Source organism: Rhodoferax mekongensis (assembly GCF_032191775.1).
In the GTDB taxonomy this organism is placed as follows: domain Bacteria; phylum Pseudomonadota; class Gammaproteobacteria; order Burkholderiales; family Burkholderiaceae_C; genus Allorhodoferax; species Allorhodoferax mekongensis.
In genome coordinates this window covers 2,496,296-2,514,546 of the sequence record NZ_CP132507.1, presented here as the reverse complement: position 1 = coordinate 2,514,546, position 18,251 = coordinate 2,496,296, and the positions used below count along the sequence as shown (strand labels likewise).

The 18,251-nt window shown below is 54.6% G+C and carries 18 protein-coding genes; 10 read left to right on the top strand and 8 right to left on the bottom strand.

The window, feature by feature from the left end; genetic code table 11:
• The first annotated feature begins 149 nt into the window (after nucleotides 1-149).
• Complete coding sequence (locus tag RAN89_RS12075; protein WP_313866236.1) at nucleotides 150-1,310, top strand: IS30 family transposase; 1,161 nt, start codon at nucleotides 150-152, stop codon at nucleotides 1,308-1,310.
• Between the two features lie 376 nt (nucleotides 1,311-1,686).
• On the opposite strand, the gene RAN89_RS12070 is transcribed toward RAN89_RS12075, so the two are convergent.
• On the bottom strand, nucleotides 1,687-2,823 hold the full coding sequence (locus RAN89_RS12070; protein WP_313866539.1) for an iron-containing alcohol dehydrogenase: 1,137 nt from the start codon (nucleotides 2,821-2,823) through the stop codon (nucleotides 1,687-1,689).
• A gap of 55 nt (nucleotides 2,824-2,878) precedes the next feature.
• Here RAN89_RS12070 and RAN89_RS12065 point away from each other — a divergent pair, with 55 nt between their 5' ends.
• Nucleotides 2,879-3,871 (top strand): alpha/beta hydrolase, encoded by a 993-nt coding sequence (locus tag RAN89_RS12065; RefSeq protein WP_313866538.1) that lies wholly within the window; start codon nucleotides 2,879-2,881, stop codon nucleotides 3,869-3,871.
• 12 nt (nucleotides 3,872-3,883) lie between these two features.
• The gene (locus RAN89_RS12060; RefSeq protein WP_313866537.1) at nucleotides 3,884-4,750 is read left to right on the top strand and encodes a YbgC/FadM family acyl-CoA thioesterase; all 867 of its coding nucleotides are present in this window, start codon (nucleotides 3,884-3,886) and stop codon (nucleotides 4,748-4,750) included.
• A 13-nt stretch (nucleotides 4,751-4,763) separates the two neighbouring features.
• On the opposite strand, the gene RAN89_RS12055 is transcribed toward RAN89_RS12060, so the two are convergent.
• Complete coding sequence (locus RAN89_RS12055) at nucleotides 4,764-5,399, bottom strand: protein phosphatase CheZ (RefSeq protein WP_313866536.1); 636 nt, start codon at nucleotides 5,397-5,399, stop codon at nucleotides 4,764-4,766.
• A gap of 104 nt (nucleotides 5,400-5,503) precedes the next feature.
• Nucleotides 5,504-6,433 (bottom strand): CAF17-like 4Fe-4S cluster assembly/insertion protein YgfZ, encoded by a 930-nt coding sequence (gene ygfZ / locus RAN89_RS12050; RefSeq protein ID WP_313866535.1) that lies wholly within the window; start codon nucleotides 6,431-6,433, stop codon nucleotides 5,504-5,506.
• 10 nt (nucleotides 6,434-6,443) lie between these two features.
• Between ygfZ and mltG the strand changes: the two genes are divergently transcribed.
• From mltG to RAN89_RS12020, 6 genes are all read left to right on the top strand, one after another.
• On the top strand, nucleotides 6,444-7,460 hold the full coding sequence (gene mltG / locus RAN89_RS12045; protein ID WP_313866534.1) for an endolytic transglycosylase MltG: 1,017 nt from the start codon (nucleotides 6,444-6,446) through the stop codon (nucleotides 7,458-7,460).
• A gap of 10 nt (nucleotides 7,461-7,470) precedes the next feature.
• Nucleotides 7,471-8,127, top strand: a complete 657-nt coding sequence (gene tmk / locus RAN89_RS12040; protein WP_313866533.1) for a dTMP kinase — start codon at nucleotides 7,471-7,473, stop codon at nucleotides 8,125-8,127.
• Nucleotides 8,124-9,149: a DNA polymerase III subunit delta' gene (locus RAN89_RS12035; RefSeq protein WP_313866532.1), complete on the top strand. Its 1,026-nt coding sequence runs from the start codon at nucleotides 8,124-8,126 to the stop codon at nucleotides 9,147-9,149. Before tmk ends, RAN89_RS12035 begins: the two co-directional genes overlap by 4 nt.
• Nucleotides 9,146-9,508 carry a PilZ domain-containing protein gene (locus RAN89_RS12030; RefSeq protein ID WP_087493824.1) on the top strand — a complete coding sequence of 121 codons (363 nt, stop codon included), beginning with the start codon at nucleotides 9,146-9,148 and terminating at the stop codon, nucleotides 9,506-9,508. Before RAN89_RS12035 ends, RAN89_RS12030 begins: the two co-directional genes overlap by 4 nt.
• A 70-nt stretch (nucleotides 9,509-9,578) precedes the next feature.
• Complete coding sequence (locus RAN89_RS12025) at nucleotides 9,579-10,370, top strand: TatD family hydrolase (protein ID WP_313866531.1); 792 nt, start codon at nucleotides 9,579-9,581, stop codon at nucleotides 10,368-10,370.
• The gene (locus RAN89_RS12020; RefSeq protein WP_313866530.1) at nucleotides 10,367-11,026 is read left to right on the top strand and encodes an ankyrin repeat domain-containing protein; all 660 of its coding nucleotides are present in this window, start codon (nucleotides 10,367-10,369) and stop codon (nucleotides 11,024-11,026) included. Before RAN89_RS12025 ends, RAN89_RS12020 begins: the two co-directional genes overlap by 4 nt.
• 45 nt (nucleotides 11,027-11,071) lie before the next feature.
• On the opposite strand, the gene RAN89_RS12015 is transcribed toward RAN89_RS12020, so the two are convergent.
• Nucleotides 11,072-11,986, bottom strand: coding sequence for an FHA domain-containing protein (locus tag RAN89_RS12015; RefSeq protein ID WP_313866529.1), 915 nt, complete (start codon nucleotides 11,984-11,986; stop codon nucleotides 11,072-11,074).
• A gap of 99 nt (nucleotides 11,987-12,085) precedes the next feature.
• Here RAN89_RS12015 and RAN89_RS12010 point away from each other — a divergent pair, with 99 nt between their 5' ends.
• Nucleotides 12,086-12,559 carry a hypothetical protein gene (locus RAN89_RS12010; protein WP_313866528.1) on the top strand — a complete coding sequence of 158 codons (474 nt, stop codon included), beginning with the start codon at nucleotides 12,086-12,088 and terminating at the stop codon, nucleotides 12,557-12,559.
• Between the two features lie 6 nt (nucleotides 12,560-12,565).
• On the opposite strand, the gene RAN89_RS12005 is transcribed toward RAN89_RS12010, so the two are convergent.
• The 4 genes from RAN89_RS12005 to guaA are packed head-to-tail and all read right to left on the bottom strand — an operon-like array spanning nucleotide 12,566 to nucleotide 18,251.
• Nucleotides 12,566-13,495: an LD-carboxypeptidase gene (locus RAN89_RS12005; RefSeq protein ID WP_313866527.1), complete on the bottom strand. Its 930-nt coding sequence runs from the start codon at nucleotides 13,493-13,495 to the stop codon at nucleotides 12,566-12,568.
• Nucleotides 13,496-13,502: 7 nt separating this feature from the next.
• Complete coding sequence (gene tadA / locus RAN89_RS12000; protein WP_313866526.1) at nucleotides 13,503-14,699, bottom strand: tRNA adenosine(34) deaminase TadA; 1,197 nt, start codon at nucleotides 14,697-14,699, stop codon at nucleotides 13,503-13,505.
• 10 nt (nucleotides 14,700-14,709) lie between these two features.
• Nucleotides 14,710-16,548, bottom strand: coding sequence for a putative bifunctional diguanylate cyclase/phosphodiesterase (locus RAN89_RS11995; protein ID WP_313866525.1), 1,839 nt, complete (start codon nucleotides 16,546-16,548; stop codon nucleotides 14,710-14,712).
• A 56-nt stretch (nucleotides 16,549-16,604) separates the two neighbouring features.
• On the bottom strand, nucleotides 16,605-18,251 hold the full coding sequence (gene guaA, locus RAN89_RS11990) for a glutamine-hydrolyzing GMP synthase (protein ID WP_313866524.1): 1,647 nt from the start codon (nucleotides 18,249-18,251) through the stop codon (nucleotides 16,605-16,607).

The following is an 18,251-nucleotide window of genomic DNA, read 5'->3' as shown; positions in this document are numbered from 1 at the left end:
ACTACCGGCTCGTTGGTACGGCTCCTTTGGGCTGTTTGGGTGTTTCCAAAAGCGGACCACTCCAGAGATTGAATGTCCGGATGCGCATGGCGGATTCAACCGGTCGATGCAACACACTAAAACCTGCGCGAGCAGAAGGAGTGTTGCAGATGAAGTATCGAACGCGAACCTACTACACAGACAGTCAGAAGGCGCTCATGTGGGAGCGCTGGAAGCAAGGGTGGACGCTGCACGAGATTGGCAAGCTATTTGATCGCCACCATGGATCGGTGCGCCAAATCCTGGCAGAGACAGGTGGAATCCGCCCACCAGAGCGTCGCCGTTCCTGTCTTGCACTGACGTTGGCAGAGCGTGAGGAGATTTCGCGTGCGGTGGTGGCTGGCTTGTCGATTCGAGCGATAGCGACGACGCTCGGACGTGCCCCTTCGACTGTCAGTCGTGAAATTAAGCGTAACGGCGGCCAAGAGAACTACCGCGCGAATCAAGCCGACCAAGCTGCATGGAATCGGGGGCATCGCCCCAAGGTCTGCAAGTTAGTGCATAACCGTGCCTTGGCTCGCATCGTGGCAATGAAGCTGCGGATGCTCTGGTCACCGGAACAGATCGCAGGCTGGCTCAAGCATACTTATCCGTGCGACGAAAGCCATCACGTGTCACACGAGACCATCTACCGCAGCCTGTTCATCCAAGCACGTGGCGCCTTGAAGAAGGAGCTTTTGGCCCATCTGAGGCGTACTCGTGGCATGCGTCGGTCTCGTCACTACACGCAGAAGACGGCAATCCACGGACAGATCATCGACGCTGTCTCGATCAGTGAGCGGCCACTCGGCGTTGAGGATCGAGCAGTACCTGGTCACTGGGAAGGGGACTTAGTCTTTGGCAGTGGCAATAGCCAGATCGCAACACTGGTTGAGCGTCAGACGCGGTACGTGATGCTAGTCAAACTCGATGGAAAAGACTCGCAAACAGTTGTCAGCGCGCTAATCAAGAACGCTCAAAAACTGCCGCAAGAGCTCTATAAGTCATTGACTTGGGACAGGGGTACGGAAATGCATGGACACAAGAAGTTCACCGTAGCCACCGACATCCAAGTCTACTTCTGCGATCCGCAAAGCCCATGGCAACGTGGAAGCAACGAGAACACGAATGGGTTGCTAAGACAGTACATGCCAAAGGGCATGAACCTCTCGGGTTTCTCTCAGGTTCAACTCAATGCAATTGCCAGACAATTGAATGAGAGGCCGCGCAAAACGCTCGGCTTCCATACACCCGCTGAAATGTTCAGCGAATGTGTTGCATCGACCGGTTGAATCCGCCCATCCAAAGTGGCGAGCAAGTACCGTTGTCTTTCGGTGGCTGAGGCATTCAAGCTTTGCTGAAGCAAATTTTCCGGAACGTATCTCCCTATCATTTCCAGTTGCAGCGCCCTTTGTTGTGAGGCGTCGCTGACCGTGTCTCTGATGAGCAAGTGGTAGCGTAACAAACTCACCACAACCATGATCACCAGGATGGCGATGTACAAGCGCGGGTATGTACCGCGCAGCAGCTGCGTTTTGACTGAGTCACGAGGCTTTTCTTGGGGCATGGATAACGAACTTCATCAAAGCCCTGAGCACCATATCTCAAGGTGAAACGCAGTGTATCTGTCCCACTGACATTGAAATTACTCGTGGTGCACTGAGTGACTCAAAGTGATTGCAGCAGCATGTGCCGGTAATCGTCTGCGGTCGCGAGACGGGGATTGGTTTTGTGGCAGTGGTCCGCCAGGGCGCCGGTGATGATGCGGTCAAACAAGTCCCCGGTGACGCCCATGGCAGCCAGACCGGTGGGCAAGCCCAGCCGGGCGTTCATGTCTTTTACCGCCTCACCCAGGTCAGAGGCGGACGCCACACCCATGGCGTGGGCCATGCGTTGCAAGCGCTTGTCTTTTTGCACGGATTCAGCCGCCGCATTGAAGGCGATGACTGCCGGCAAAAACATGGCATTCAGGGTGCCATGGTGCAGGCGAGGGTCCACACCGCCCAGACTGTGGCTCAAGGAGTGAACACAACCCAGCCCTTTCTGAAAGGCCATGGCGCCTTGCATGCTGGCGCTCATGAGTTGGGTGCGGGCCTCCACGTCACTGCCGTTGGTGGTGGCACGCTCGATGTGTGCCCATGCCCGCTCCAGACCATCCAGCGCAATGCCGTCTGCCGGCGGGTTGAAGGCCGCCGCCATGAAGGTTTCCATGCAATGCGCGACGGCATCCATGCCGGTGGCCGCCGTCAGACGCGGTGGCAGGCCCAAAGTGAGTTCCGGGTCGCAAATCGCAGTTTTGGGCACCAGGTGCCAGCTATGAAAGCCGAGTTTGCGATGGTCATCCACGATGATGATGGCGCCGCGCGCCACTTCGCTGCCGGTGCCGCTGGTGGTGGGTACCGCGATCAAGGGAGCGACCCGCTCGGTGATGCGCGCGGAGCCACCCTCGATGGTGGCGTAGTAGGTGAGGGGGCCTTCATGCGTGGCGGCAATAGCAACACCCTTGGCGCAATCGATCGCGGAGCCGCCGCCCACCGCAATCAGCCCATCACAGCCCTGCGCGCGGTAGAGGGCTGCCGCCGCTCGAACCGCGGCCTCTGTGGGGTTGGAGGGGGTCTGGTCAAAAACCGCCACGGGCATGCCACCCAAGGCATCCAATGCTTTTTGCAGAATTCCGGCCGATTTGACACCTGCATCGGTCACGATCAATGGGCGGGTGATGCTGGTGCGCTCGCATTCGCTGCGTAATAACCGGATGGCGCCACACTCGAACTGAATCTGGGTCACGTAATAGATCAAAGCCATGGTGCCGCCGTGTAGGATTGAACGAATCCCCACTGTAGCGATTCTTCCGCCTGCCATGAGTCACCATTTTGACCACCACGCCAACCCGCGCACGCTGCTCACGCCGGCCACCCTGAAAGTGGTGGACAGCATCGCCCGCGCCGGCCATGTGCCCATGCACGCGATGAATGCAGCACAAGCCAAAGCGGCCTACGCGGCAGCAGCCAATGTGCTGGAACTCCCGGTACAAAAGCTGGCCCGTGTGGAGGACTTCACCATCCCTGCACGGGATTGCTACGCATTGCCGGCACGCCACTATGCGCCCACCCACGGCACCTTGCCGGTGCTGCTGTACTTGCACGGCGGCGGCTTTACCGTCGGCAACATAGCCACCCACGACGGCTTGTGCCGCCGATTGGCCCACCTGGCGGGATGTGCAGTGGTGTCTCTGGACTACCGGCTGGCGCCGGAGTTCAAATTTCCCACCGCCCATGAAGACAGCTGGGACGCACTGCAATGGATTGCGCGCCATGGCGCGGCCAGGGGGCTGGACGGCACCAAACTGGCCATCGGAGGGGACAGTGCAGGGGGCACTTTGTCTGCAGCTTGTGCCATCGAAGCGCGTGACCATGCGCTCCCACTGGCATTGCAGTTCTTGTTCTATCCGGGCTGCGCCGGCCACCAGAACACGGCCTCCCACAGGCGATTTGCCAAGGGCTTTGTGCTGGATGAAGCAAACATTACCTATTTCTTTGAACAATACATCCGCACACCCGCTGACCGTGATGATTGGCGCTTCGCCCCTCTGGACGGCTTACGCGCGGATGGATTCGAGGCAGACCTGAGCGGAGTGGCACCGGCTTGGATCGGCCTGGCGGAGTGTGACCCGCTGGTGGACGAGGGGGTGCAATATGCAGACCGGCTTCGCATGGCGGGAGTGGCTGTGGACTTGGAGATTTACCGCGGCGTCGTACATGAATTCATCAAAATGGGCCGTGCCATCAGCGAGGCCGCGACGGCCCATGCGGATGCGGCCAGAGCCTTGCGCGCCGCTTTTCACCTGACTTGAGGAAGCTCAGCCATGACCCTTACGCGCAATGACTTCCGCTTCTTTCACACCCTGCGGGTGCGTTGGTCTGAAGTGGACATGCAAAAGATTGTGTTCAATGCCCACTACCTGACCTATCTGGACACTGCCATGGCCGACTATTGGCGCGCCTTGGCGGTACCTTATGAGGCTGCGATGGTGATGCTGGAGGGCGACCTCTACGTCAAAAAGGCCACAGTGGAATACCACGCCTCTGCCCATTACGACGATCTGTTGCACGTGGGCTTGCGTTGCGAGCGCATTGGCACCAGCTCAATCCACTTCAGTGGGGCGATTTTTCAGGGCGAGAAGCTGCTGATCACGGCCGAGTTGGTTTACGTGTTCGCACACCCCGCGACCCAAACCTCGCGCTCAGTTCCTGAACCGCTACGCCGCTTGATGACAGACTATGAAGCGGGCAAGCCTTCTGTTCGTGCTCACACCGGGGCATGGGAGTCGCTGGCGGAGCAGATTGTTCCACTGCGCCACCGGGTGTTTGCAGCCGAGCAGGGGATTGATGAAGCGCTCATGTGTGACGAGGCGGACGCTACCGCCATCCATGCCGTCGCTGAAAATGGACTGGGCCAGGTCGTGGCAAGCGGGCGTCTCATGCAGCATGAGCCTCGCATGGGCCGCATTGGGCGCATGGCCACCGAAAAAGCATTGCGGGGCCAAGGTCTGGCCCGGCAAGTTTTGCATGCGTTGATGGCCGTCTCCAAAGACCGGGGAGACACAGGCATCGTCTTGCATGCGCAAGTAAGCGCGGTGGGCTTTTATCTCCGGGAAGGATTTGTCCGGCAAGGCGCTGAATACATGGAAGCCGGCATTGCGCACCAGACGATGGAATTGCGCTGGGCCTGAAACCTTGGAAAACTTAAAAACCCAGTGATGCCAGCAGGTCGTCCACGTCGTCCTGCTTGAGCGCAGTCTCTGCCGTTTGAGGTCCTTCCAGGACATGCGTATCTACCGAAGCGGCAGCGCTTGATTCATTGGTTTTCGGCGCTCCCACCGTTTCGGGGGAGCTATCGATCAGCAACTGGACCAACTGCATTTCGGTGCGCGTGATGATGTCGATCACCTTTTTGATCACCTGACCAGACAAGTCCTGAAAGTCCTGCGCCATCATGATGTCGCTCAGGATCTCGGATTGTTTGGACGAGAAGGCCGCCGTGGAGTGGGCGAACTTTGCGCAAGTGACCAGCATTCCGCGGGCTTTGTCCGTGCTCAGATCGGGAGTCTGGGCCAGGCGGCTCAGCGCCTCGCCCAACTCATTGCCACGACCGGAAAGATCGTCACAGTCGGGCTTGGCCACCTCAACCAAAGTCAATACCTTGTTGGCGGCGTCCTCGGTCATTTTGCCGACGTAGGCCAGGCGGTCACGCGCATTGGGAATTTCCTCCACGATGTTGTGGAGCTGGTTGTGTCCCAGCACCGACAAGGCCTCGTGCATTTCCCGGGTGATTGCACCCAAGCGGGCGAAAGCTTCTTCTTTGGTGAGCGATGTGGACATAGGCGGGCGGATTCCCTTCGGCGCGTTGTCTTTCTTTACCTATTATGAGGGGCTAAGGGGGCAACGTCATCCGTCTAGCCGAAAATTCAGAGGATGAATACCCCTCAAATATCTTCCAAGAGGGGATACGGAAGTGGCAGAAGCTGGATCTCGGCATCTCCGACACGCAAAAGTCCATCGGTGGCCGCCAACTGAAGAGACACGATGACCACGGATCCCCCCTGAGGATCATGCGCCGCCTGGACGACCAGCCCCACGGGCTGTTCAGCATCGCCATTGGCGAAGACCTCCTGCCCAGCCGAAAGTAGCGATGCGCTTTGGCCGACGAAAGCCCGACGCTTGAGGGTGCCGCGGAACTGGCTGCGCGCCACCACCTCCTGACCCGGATAACAACCTTTTTTGAAGCTCACGCCCCCCACCGATTCGTAATTCAACATCTGGGGCACAAAGGCTTCAACCACAGGAGCGGTCAATGTGGCGACTCCACTCATTACCTCGCCCCATTGCCAGACCGGCAATCCCATTTCCGGCCCTTCCGGTGCGCCAAGATTAGCCGGCCGGATCAGGAGCTGACGAGGCACGCCCGCCGCAGGATAGAGGTTGATGATCGAATCATGATCAATATCCCACTTGGCCCACGCCGGATATGCACCAGCAGCTATATTTTTTGTAGCATTACCCGCAAGTCCCCAAAGGGCGAAATCTTCCGATGCATCGGTAAGTTTGGCCTTGGCACGCATGACGAACATCGACAGTCGCTTCAAGGTGGTGGGCAGCAAATCCCGGCTGCACACCAAAAGAATATCCCCATCAGGGGCTTTGATACCAACAAACGATGCTTGCATGCGTCCCTTGGCGGAACAAAAGGCGGCAAGACGGGCTTGGTCAGGCCCAAGAAGCGCAAAGTCTTGCGTCAATTGACCATGAATAAACTTGGCGGCGTCTTCGCCATGGATAAGGATCACGCCCAAATGGTTCAAGCGAGCGATGCCGTCGGGCAGGGAAGTGGAGGGCAACAGGTTCTGACTGGTCATAGGCTGAATTATGATTCCCCGTTTCATCCTGACTGAGAGTAGGGCTGTGCGCTTTTTGATTGCGGTTGTTCTGGCAGTAGCTGCCCTGTTTGCCGCAGGATTTGCGTGGGTCCATGCACCACTGGCGCAAAGCGCTGCCAGCGTGGACCTGAATATTGAGCCAGGTAGCAGCCCCAGAGACGTGGCGCGCTTGGTCGCCGCTGCCGGAGTCAAGGTCCAGCCCGACCTGTTGTATTGGTGGTTCCGGATTTCAGGGAAGTCCCGCAACATTCGGGCGGGCAGCTATGAGTTGCCGGAGGGCACCACGCCCATGACGCTGCTGCAAAAGGTAGTTCAAGGTGATGAAGCCTTACGTTCCGTGACCCTGGTGGAGGGCTGGACCTTCCGCCAAGCCAGACAGGCACTGGCCAAGGCCGAAGGTCTGCGACCTGACAGCAAAACCATGTCTGATGAATCAGTGATGGAAGCCTTGGACAGGAGTGGTCAACACCCCGAAGGGCGCTTTTTCCCGGACACTTACACCTACTCCAAGGGCAGCAGTGATCTGGCTGTGTTGCGGCGGGCCATGCGCTCCATGGATCAACACCTGGAAGCGGCATGGAAACTCAGGACTCCCTCGTTGGCGCTGCAGAGCCCTGACCAGGCACTGGTACTGGCGAGCATCATCGAAAAGGAAACAGGGCGCACTGCAGACCAAGGCCTGATTTCAGCCGTATTCAACAACCGCCTGCAGATCGGCATGCGTTTGCAAACAGACCCGACGGTAATTTATGGCTTGGGTGACAAGTTTGATGGCAACCTGCGGCGTACTGATTTGCAGAACGACTCGCCCTACAACACCTACACACGCAACGGCCTGCCACCCACACCTATTTCGCTTCCCGGCCGCTCAGCATTGCTGGCGGCGGTCAACCCGCAGAGCTCCAAGGCCCTCTATTTCGTGGCCCGCGGGGATGGCAGTAGCCACTTCAGCAATACCCTGGACGAGCACAATAGGGCAGTTGACAAATACCAAAGAGGGCGCTGAGTTGTCGGCTATGCAAGGACTATTCATCAGTTTTGAAGGTATCGATGGTGCGGGCAAGTCCACACACATTGATGCTGTACGACAAGCTTTTTTGGATGCAGGCCGTACCGTCACATTGACCCGGGAACCGGGTGGAACGCCCTTGGCCGAACAGTTGCGCAACATGGTGTTGAACGACCCGATGGACGCCATGACCGAGGCCCTGCTGGTGTTTGCAGCGCGTCGTGACCATGTGCAAAAGGTGATCGTTCCAGCGCTGCACAAAGGGGATGTCGTGTTGTGCGACCGTTTTTCGGACGCCAGTTTTGCATATCAAGGTGCAGGAAGAGGCTTTGACTGGCAAATGTTGGAAACCCTGGAGTATTGGGTGCAGGGTAAGCTGCCTTCGCAAGGTGGCAACTCCCCGGCAGACCTATTGAAGCCTCAAACCACCATCTGGTTCGATTTACCCCCGGCCGTTGCTGCTGTCCGGCTTGCTGGCGCCCGGGTTCCGGACAAGTTTGAGTCGCAGCCACAAGCTTTTTTTGAGCAGGTTGCAAAGGGCTATGCACGTCGTGCCTCATCGGATCCAGTACGTTTTGCGCGTATTGATGCGGACCAAACGCCTTCAGAGGTCCGACGTGACGTAATAGCGGTCCTATCCGAACGAGGCTATTTTCCGGCATGACGCAGGACAAGACCTTTCCAATGGCGCCTTGGATTCAACGGCAGACGAGGTCGCTCTTAAGCCAGCGCGGTCATGCATGGCTATTGCAAGGTCCCTCGGGGCTCGGGCAATACACTTTGGGCCTAGCCTTGGCCAGGGCATGGCTATGTGAATCCCCAGGCCCCCATGGCGCCTGCGGTACTTGTGGAAGCTGCCATGCCATCGATGTGCGCACCCACGCAGATTTGTGTGTATTGATGCCGGAGACCACCATGCTCGAGCTGCTTTGGCCGCTCAGTGAGAAAGCGCAATCCGAAATCGACGACAAGAAACGCAAACCGAGTAAAGAGATTCGTGTTGACGCCATGCGGGAAGCCGTAGAGTTTGCGCAGCGAACAAGCGCGAGGGGCAGGGGGAAAGTGGTGCTGGTATTCCCCGCGGAAGACATGAACCACATCACGGCGAATGCCTTGCTGAAGACCTTGGAAGAGCCGGTGGGCGATGTGCGGTTTGTATTGGCCAGTGAATCTGCGCATCAGTTGTTGCCTACCATCCGTAGCAGGTGTATAGCTCACACCATGGAATGGCCATCCCCAGATGAGGCCAGCGATTGGCTGGTGGCGCAGGGCCTTTCACGGGACGTGATTCCTTTGGCACTTCAGGCTTCAGGCGGCAGGCCAGACGATGCCTTCGCTATCGCGAGTGCCGGTTCCGCGCTGGAAGCCTGGCCCCTGATACCCAAAGCCTTGCTGGCAGGAGATACGACTGTCTTCAAGGACTGGGGAGCTGCGCTTCAGATCGACGCTGCACACAAGGTGTGCCACGATTTGATGCTTCAGTTTTCCGGGGCTGAGCCCCGGTTCTTTCCAAAGACCTCATTGCAAGGCATAAAGACGGATATCAAGTTGCTAGCTCAATGGTCCAAACAGTTAGCTGGTGCAATGAAAACCATGGAACATCCCTTAAACGCAGGGTTGATGGCGGAAGCTCTTGTCTCTCAGGCGCAATCCGTCCTAAACTCTGGCGACCCAAGGAAAAAATGAGCAGCACCTCTACCCCCAGCGCCCGGCCCAGCGTTATCCAGCTCTCCATCAAGGAAAAGGCTGCACTCTACGCTGCGTACATCCCCATGTTTACCGAGGGTGGGGTTTTCATACCTACTACCCGTGACTACAACTTAGGTGACGATGTCTACGTGCTTTTGTCCTTGCCTGAAGATATGCAGCGCTACCCTGTTGCAGGGAAAGTAGCATGGATCACTCCGGCAAAAGCTGCCGGGGGAAGAACCCAGGGCGTGGGCATTCTTTTTCCCAAGGACGAGAAGTCGAGAGCACTCAAGCTCAAGATCGAAGAGATTTTGGGTGCCCATATGGCATCTGATCGTCCCACCCAAACAGTCTAAAGATTCACTTCATCGGGACTGCCTGCGACTCCGTTCCTATGCATGCACCCGATATCACATCGGGTACCGCATGTTTACAGACTCCCATTGCCACCTTACTTTTCCAGAGCTGGCACTCAGTTGGCCCAGTATTTCCGAAGCCATGCGGGCCGCCAAAGTGGACCGCGCTTTGTGTATTTGCACGACTCTGGAAGAGTTTGAAGCTGTTCATTCATTTGCACTTTCCGTTCCGCACATCTGGGCTAGCGCAGGCGTACATCCTGACAACGAAGGGGTCAGGGAACCGGACCTAGAAACGCTGTTGTTTCTCGGCTCACTTCCCAAGGTAATTGCGATTGGAGAAACGGGTCTGGACTACTACCGTCTCGGCGACAGAAGCATTGCTGATATGGAATGGCAGCGTGAGCGCTTCAGACTCCACATCAGAGCAGCGCGCCAATTGGGTAAACCGCTGGTTATCCACACGCGAAATGCATCGGAGGACACCCTTAGGTTGCTCAAGGAGGAGGGGGAGTGCGGAGATAGCCGGAGCGCCGGTGGCGTGTTCCATTGTTTTACCGAAGATACATTGGTCGCCCGCCGTGCGTTGGACCTAGGCTTCTACATTTCTTTCTCTGGAATTGTCACCTTCAAGTCAGCGCAAAGCATCCGGGATGTTGTTGCCATGGTTCCCCTCGATCGCCTGTTGATCGAGACGGATAGTCCTTATTTGGCTCCAGTGCCCCACCGCGGAAAGACCAACAATCCTTCCTACTTGCCCTTCGTCGCACAAGAACTTGCCAGGATCAGGGACTGTTCCATTGAAGATATTGCGTCCGTTACCAGCAGGAACTTTGAAGAATTATTCAAGGTAAAGACATGAGAAATTACATTAAGTTTCTGGTCTATGCCTATGTTTTCATTGGATTTTCTGTCTGTAGAGCTGGATCCTATGAAGATTTTTTTCTCGCCATAGACAAGGACAACGCGGTCGTCGTTGAATCGTTGCTGCAGCGTGGCTTTGATCCCAACACAGTCAATCCCCGTGGCTTGCCGGCACTGTTGGTTTCTATCAAGGCACCAGCGCCGAAGATTGTGAAGCTTCTCTTGGCCCATCCGGAACTCAAGGTGGAAGCTCGCAGCCCCCAGGATGAAAGCGCCTTGATGCTTGCAGCCTTTGCCGGTGATCTGGCACTCTGTGAGGCATTGGTCGCACTGGACGCTGATGTGAATAAGCCCGGATGGACTCCATTGCACTATGCAGCGACGAATGCACATCTTGCTGTTATGCAGTATTTGTTGGATCAATTTGCCTATGTGGATGCGACTTCTCCCAACGGGACAACGCCGTTAATGATGGCCGCAATGTATGGGAATAGTTCCGCGGTAAAGCTTTTGCTGGAAGCTGGTGCAGACCCTGGCTTGAAGAATGACAAGGGTCTAGGCGCTTTAGAGTTTGCCCAGCAAGTAAAGAAAGAAGAATCTGCAGCCATCATTGCGGCCTTCATACGGGCAAGACGACCCAAAGGTGCTTGGTAGCTGCTATATACGATGTATATTATGTTAAGTTAAATCACAAAACAACTACCGGATTTCGAAATGAACAGTCGGGACCGTTGAATCGGAAAATGATGCTCCAAGCGCTAATTGACCGCTTCCATGCAACACGCACTCCTCGCGTCTAAGCAAAATATCACCGGGAGCATCATCCGAAAAACGAACCCATGTCCCATAGGTACTTAAGTCGACCAAAATAACCCCGCCATTTCGCCAAACCAATTTGGCATGGTTACGGGATACACGGGGATCTGAAACGACAAACTCCGCAGACTTGACACGACCGATCTGCGCAGGCAACTCATACGATCTAAACGAGGCCACGGTTTCGCCCCAACGCAGGCAAACCTCCTTGCCCAACACATCACGGTCATTCCCGAAATCAGTCACCAATTGAGCCTGCATAGTCAAAAAGTCTGAGGGCTCTTCCTCACGCCACTCAATCTGGTACACACCGCAAGCCTCAACCCGTCCACGTATATGAATGGGCCCGAGAGAACGGGTAGACACACCACGCCCGAGCGAAACTGAATCAACTACAGAATCACTCGCCCAAATCTGATTGGGGCCACAAAGATCACAAAGTCTTGCAGCCACATTGACTGCATCACCGTAGCAATCACCTGCCAGTTCCTCGATCTCACCCCTGGAAACACCGATTCTGATCGGTAACCGAACATCGCTACTCTGGCGATGCTGTCCTTTGGAGTGCGCCCTCTGCGCTTCAACAACAAAATCTATAGCTTTCGCGTTATCGGCAAACACCACCATCACACCATCACCCAAAGTCTTGACCAACCGCCCCCCGAAAGATTGCGACAAATTCGCAATCCACGAGGTGATAGCAGTGATGGTTTCGGTAGCACGGACGTTTCCAAGCGCACCAAAAACAGCGGTGCTCCCATGGAGATCCGTAAATACAACAGTGGATTGAACGCCCATCAACTCTTTCCGAAACTTTGACTATCAGGTCGGAGTTTATTGCATAGACATGGCCTGAATGATGCTTAAGTGTTTGCTGTCATGTAATGTTCATGACCTTTGGCTATCCTCAAAAAACTGACGCTAAGGCGACATGGATGTTGCAAAGTGATGACAGGCTCAGGCGTAACCCTATTGCGCACGAAAGCGACTTTCTCTATCGTCTGGCAAAACCAAAAAGCAGGAAATATGCGTTGGACATCATCTAGTTTCATCAATGGAATACAAACCCTGTTCAGGGGCAACTCTAATGAAAGAGGCGAAGCCTCTTCAAGTTCAATCCAAGAAATACGCGAAGCAATGTTGCGCGCCATGGGCAGCGCAGCCTCTACCCAATTTCCAGTCATCCAGCTCAGGGTGACTTACGCGGACGATGTCCAAGACCTCTGGTACTTGCGAGGAGATGTACTCGCAGCCATTGCGAGTTTCGACGGCGAGGCATTGGCTCGGGAAAAATTAGCTGCTATCAGTGAACTTTTTGTAGGTCTGGTACCGAGTACGTTGACCGCCAAGTCTGGGATGCTAAAACGCTAACCAAATCTAGTGTCCCCAAAAAAGCATTGCATCTCTGCCCGACACAGCAAGATCGGATTTCTTCCCAAATGGAATTAACACTTTCGTTTGAACATGTCCATACGGCAAGTTAGTCAGTATTGGAACGTTGACTCGAGTTCTAAGCCACTCGATCACCGTAGAAAACTTAAAACCCTTGTCGTGGGACCCCAACTGATATCCAGTGAATTGTCCAAATAGGATAGCTTTTTGACGACTCAAAACACCCGAGTACAAAAGTTGCGTCAACATGCGTTCTATGCGATACGGATGCTCGGCGATATCTTCGAGGAACAAAATTCCTCCGTTAATGCTTGGTAAGAATTCTGTACCAATCAAGGTGGAAAGCACGCAAAGGTTCCCGCCCCAAACGACTGAATCACTTGCAAGCTGGACATCTTCAGGCGGAATAAATCCGGATTTATCCTGACGCCAACCTGCGCCCTCCCCCTGCCCCAACATCAAGTCGTGGAAGCAGTCTTCCATGATGTCGTCCGGCTGTGAGTCCTGTGTAACAGGCACTCCAAAGCCCTCACAAAGTGCTGGGCCGGCCCAAGTGATACGTCCTGTCTTTGCAAAAACGGCTGCTTGGAATGCTGTGAAATCACTGATGCCTACAAAAGATGTGCCGAGATCGATCGCCTTTGCTACATCCGCATAGTTAATCTGCCCAAGTATCCGGGTGATTCCATACCCTCCCCTGCTAATCAGGGCAATGTCTGCCCGACTTTCACACGCCCGCGAAATAGCCCTCAAGCGTGATTCATCATCGCCAGCGAATCGCATATGACTCGATAAAGCGTCCGAATCTACTTCGACTTCATAACCCAGGGCTTGGAGTCGCCGGACGCCTCGCCTGAATGCAGCTTTGTCCCTAACTGCGCCCGATGGAGAATAGATATATACAGATTTATTCACTCGCCCATTATCCCTGTTCGACCATACGAAAAAGCGCCTCTTCGACTTCCTCGCCCAACTCGAAACGGTTGGAACTGACTGGACGGTGTAAACAAATAGACCCGTCGATATATTTGTGAGCGAACGAACTATGCAACCTACCCTTAAAGATTGCAGTATGCCCGGCGTCCGGAAACGGGGCCGTTGCAACTCGATACTGAGTGGGGCTTAAGTCTGCCAGAAAATGCTGTTCGCCCGCCCGCCAGGGTCCGATCATTGTTTTCACAGAATGGGCTTTACCGGCGTCACGATAGGAAACCTCGCTATCGCAGCGATCCAAATGCACGAGTTTTGTTGCGACCCAATTAGTTGCTTGAACCAATGCTGAAGCTATGTTTGCGCTTGCACCTAACGCAATGATGGTTTGGGGGATCATGTTCAAGTGGGAAAGCAAATCGCGGAGTACCCCAGCATGCGCCTCATCGCTATGCCATGCAGCCTTCTTGGGCTTGTCACTAAGTCCGCACCCAATCAGATCCGGGCAAATGGTGCGCCATCCCGAAGACTCAAACTTCGAAACCAGTGAGACAAATTGCTCAGACCAATACGGGAACTCATGAAGACAAAGTACGGTTTTACCTGAGATTGCAGGGTGGACATCTCGATAGTGCAACCTGAAACCTTCACGCCCTAAATGGAAATGGCTGGGCATGCTGCTAGACAATAAACCTTTGAAACGGGACTCTGACGTACGGAGCGAATCCTCTCTCAATGGAATTGAGGATACGATTTTTCTCGCACGGCTACGTTCAAAAAAACGCACTAGGATGTCAGAGCACTCCTGTGAAAGCACGCCACCTGAGACCTCGGCGTGATGATTGAGCGTGTCCACCGCAAACAAATTCAATACAGACCCAGCGCAGCCTGTTTTGGGATCGGCAGCGCCAAACACAACACGCGCTATCCGGCCGTGGAAAATCGCACCACTGCACATAGCACACGGCTCAAGCGTCACGAATAGCTGAAGTCCGGATAGTCGGTGAGTGCCACAGACTCTAGCCGCTTCTTTGAGCGCTACTACTTCTGCATGGGCGCTTGGATCATTCCATTCAATGGTCCTGTTACGCCCTCTCGCGATAACTTGACCACCTTTTACGACGACTGCACCGACTGGTACCTCACCAGCCGACTCTGCCTCGATCGCTTGCTCTAGGGCCAGCGACATGAAATATTCGTCAGATTGAAGCAAAAGCACCGCGGGCTAGTAGCCATTCTTTTAACAAGGATGAAGTCATCGGCTTGGCATAAAAATAACCTTGACCCTCATGGCACCCCAGATCTTTGAGTCGCGCCGCCTGCTCAGGAGTCTCAATACCTTCAGCAATGACCTTTAGCTGAAGATTACGTCCTAACTCAATCACCATCGAAGCAATATGACCGCCCAAAACATCGCCACCCAACTCTGACACGAAAGCGCGGTCAATTTTCAGACGGTCGATGGGTAATTGACGGAGCTGACTGAGCGAAGAATATCCAGTACCAAAGTCGTCAATGGCAATAGAGATGCCGAGTTGACGTACTCCATGCAAGGTCTCCAGCATGAACTCGGCGTCTTCCATCGCCACAGATTCTGTAATTTCCAGCTCTAGGCAACTGGGACTGATCCGGGTATCGAGCAATGCCGAATTCAGCTTTTCAAGAAACTCTGGGTGACGGAACTGGATCTGCGAAACATTCACTGACATCCTTACTTCGCCGAGCCCCATTCCCTGCAACCTGACCAATTCATGGCATGCCATTCTGAGCACCCAATCCCCTATCGCCACAATCATCCCCGATGCCTCTGCAAGGGGAATAAAACGGTCAGGTGGCACAAATGTGCCGTCCTCATTACGCCAGCGAATCAAGGCCTCCATTCCGGTCACCGCACCTGAGACGAGATCGACTTGTGGCTGGTAGACAATGAACAGTCGCTCACTTTCGACCGCACTACGCAGACTCTGTAGCAATCGGACTCGCTCTCTTATGTCAGAGCCCATTTCAGCTGAGAAGAAAACAAAGCTGCCTCGCCTGCTTTTCTTAGCCCGCTTGAGTGCGATATTGGCATCCTTTAATGCATCTCGACCGCAAACGCTGCCAGCAAACAAACACGTCAACCCCATGGTCGCGGTGACCACCATGGCGTCGTCCTGTACGAGAAAAGGTGTCCGAAACAATGCCAGTACGCGAACCGGATCGACCACTTCAGATGGGCCCATTAAACCGAAAGTATCACTCCCAATCCTTGCCAATACGGCATCAGGACCAAGTTCCAACTTTAATCGGTCTGCAACCGCTTGAAGCAATCGGTCACCTTGCTGATGCCCAAGTGCATCATTGATTTCCGAAAAGTCGTCAATGTCGAGAATGGCCATCATCTCGTTGTGAAGGGACGGGTTGGCCAATCTCTCATCACTGATATCGATGAACTTGTTACGGTTGGGCAGACATGAAAGACGGTCGTAGAATGCCATCTCGTCAAGCTTGCGGATCTGCTCATAGGCACGCAATGCCGCAGTGACGGTGGCGTAAAGTTTGGTCCGTGTCAGCTCTGACTTCGTCTTGTAGTCGTTAATATCGAAATCATGAATGGTCTCGATTTCAGGCGCGTATCCGGGCTGCCCTGTACGCAAAATAATGCGTAAATCCGTTAGTTTCAGTTCCTTGCGTATGGTTTTTACCAACGCAAGTCCGGCGTCTTCGCGCTCCATCACCACATCAAGAAGCACGATGGCTACGTCAGCCTCTGTGCGGAGGATGTCCGCTGCCTCGGTAGCAGAATAAGCATGCAAGAACTCTAATTGACGCCCAAGAATCAGAACACCCGACAATGCAAAAGTCGTTGCCCTGTGAACATCTGGCTCATCATCAACAATCAAAAGCCTCCAGGTCAACTCCTTTTCGAAGCCGATGGTTGCGTCATCATCCAAAAACTGAAGTGCATCAGTGTCTGGATGTGGTTCCAACAGATTCCCAGTACTCATGGAAACATTGTGCATCAAGCCGCGAACGAAAGCCAAATGAAAAACGGACATCAGGGCTAGTCCCTAGATGTCCGCTTCTTGCCTAACACGTCTGAACTACAGAGACATCACTCCCACTCAATAGTGGCAGGAGGCTTGCTACTCACGTCATAAGTCACCCTATTGATGCCACGAACCTCGTTGATGATTCGTCCTGACACTGTCTTCAACAGGCTGTAAGGAAGTTCCGCCCAGTCGGCGGTCATGAAATCACTGGTTTGAACCGCTCGCAAAGCAACAACATAGTCGTAAGTACGACCATCCCCCATCACACCAACGCTCTTGACCGGCAGAAAAACGGTGAACGCCTGGGACACTGCGTCGTACCAGGTTTTTGGCGGCTTCCGGGGGTTTACCCCCGGCAATGTCGCACCCTCGTAAGGAGTTTTGCGAAGCTCTTCAATAAAAATTGCATCTGCGCGACGCAACAGATCGGCGTATTCCTTATTCACAGCACCCAGAATGCGAACCCCCAGTCCGGGCCCAGGGAAAGGATGCCGGTACACCATATCGGCAGGCAGGCCAAGGGCGACACCCAGTTCACGCACCTCGTCTTTAAAGAGTTCACGCAGTGGTTCGAGAAGCTTCAAGCCCAACTGCTCCGGCAAGCCACCAACATTGTGGTGACTCTTGATGGTGACTGCTTTTTTGCTCTTGGCCCCGCCGGACTCAATGACATCCGGATAAATGGTGCCTTGCGCAAGCCACTTCGCACCATTTTTGCTTTCGCCAGCAGCCGTGAGTCGTGCAGCTTCTGCTTTGAAAACCTCGACAAACTCCCGGCCGATAATTTTTCGCTTGGCTTCCGGATCACTGACACCAGAAAGGTGGCCCAAGAACTGGTCAGACGCATCCACACGAATCACTTTGGCATGCAGCTTTCCTACAAACATGTCCATGACCATGTCGCCTTCGTTCAATCGAAGCAGACCATGGTCAACAAACACGCAAGTCAATTGGTCGCCGATGGCCCGGTGAATCAGGGCGGCGGCCACCGAAGAATCGACCCCACCACTCAGTCCCAAAATGACTTCTTCGTTGCCGACCAGCTCCCGGATTTTTTCCACGGCCTCAGCAATGTAGTCACCCATAATCCAGTCAGGACGAGCGCCACATATCTCGAGTACGAAGCGCTCCAGTAATTCCTGCCCTTTGCGGGTATGGGTCACTTCCGGGTGAAACTGAACTGCATAAAATCCGCGCGCCTCATCAGCCATGCCGGCAATAGGGCAAGAAGGATTGGACGCCATCAGAGTGAAGCCCGGCGGCATTTCTGTAACCTTGTCACCATGGCTCATCCAGACATCCAGCACGCCATGGCCTTCGGAATTGGTGCTGTCCTGAATCCCCTCCAGAAGCTTGGTGTGACCATGTGCACGAACTTGGGCCGAACCAAACTCACGGGTATGACCGGCCTCAACCTTGCCCCCCAATTGTTGGGCCATGGTTTGCATGCCGTAGCAAATCCCCAGAACAGGTACGCCCAAATCGAAAACGGCTTGCGGAGCCTTGTCTGTAGCCTCTTCGTAGACGCTCGCATGACTTCCGGACAAGATCACACCCTTAAGATCTCCGTCTGCAGCATAGGATTTAACCCACTCACCTGTGACGTCGCAGGGATGCACTTCACAAAAGACATGGGCTTCGCGAACCCGGCGTGCGATAAGCTGAGTGACTTGCGAACCGAAATCAAGAATCAGTATTTTTTGGTGCAT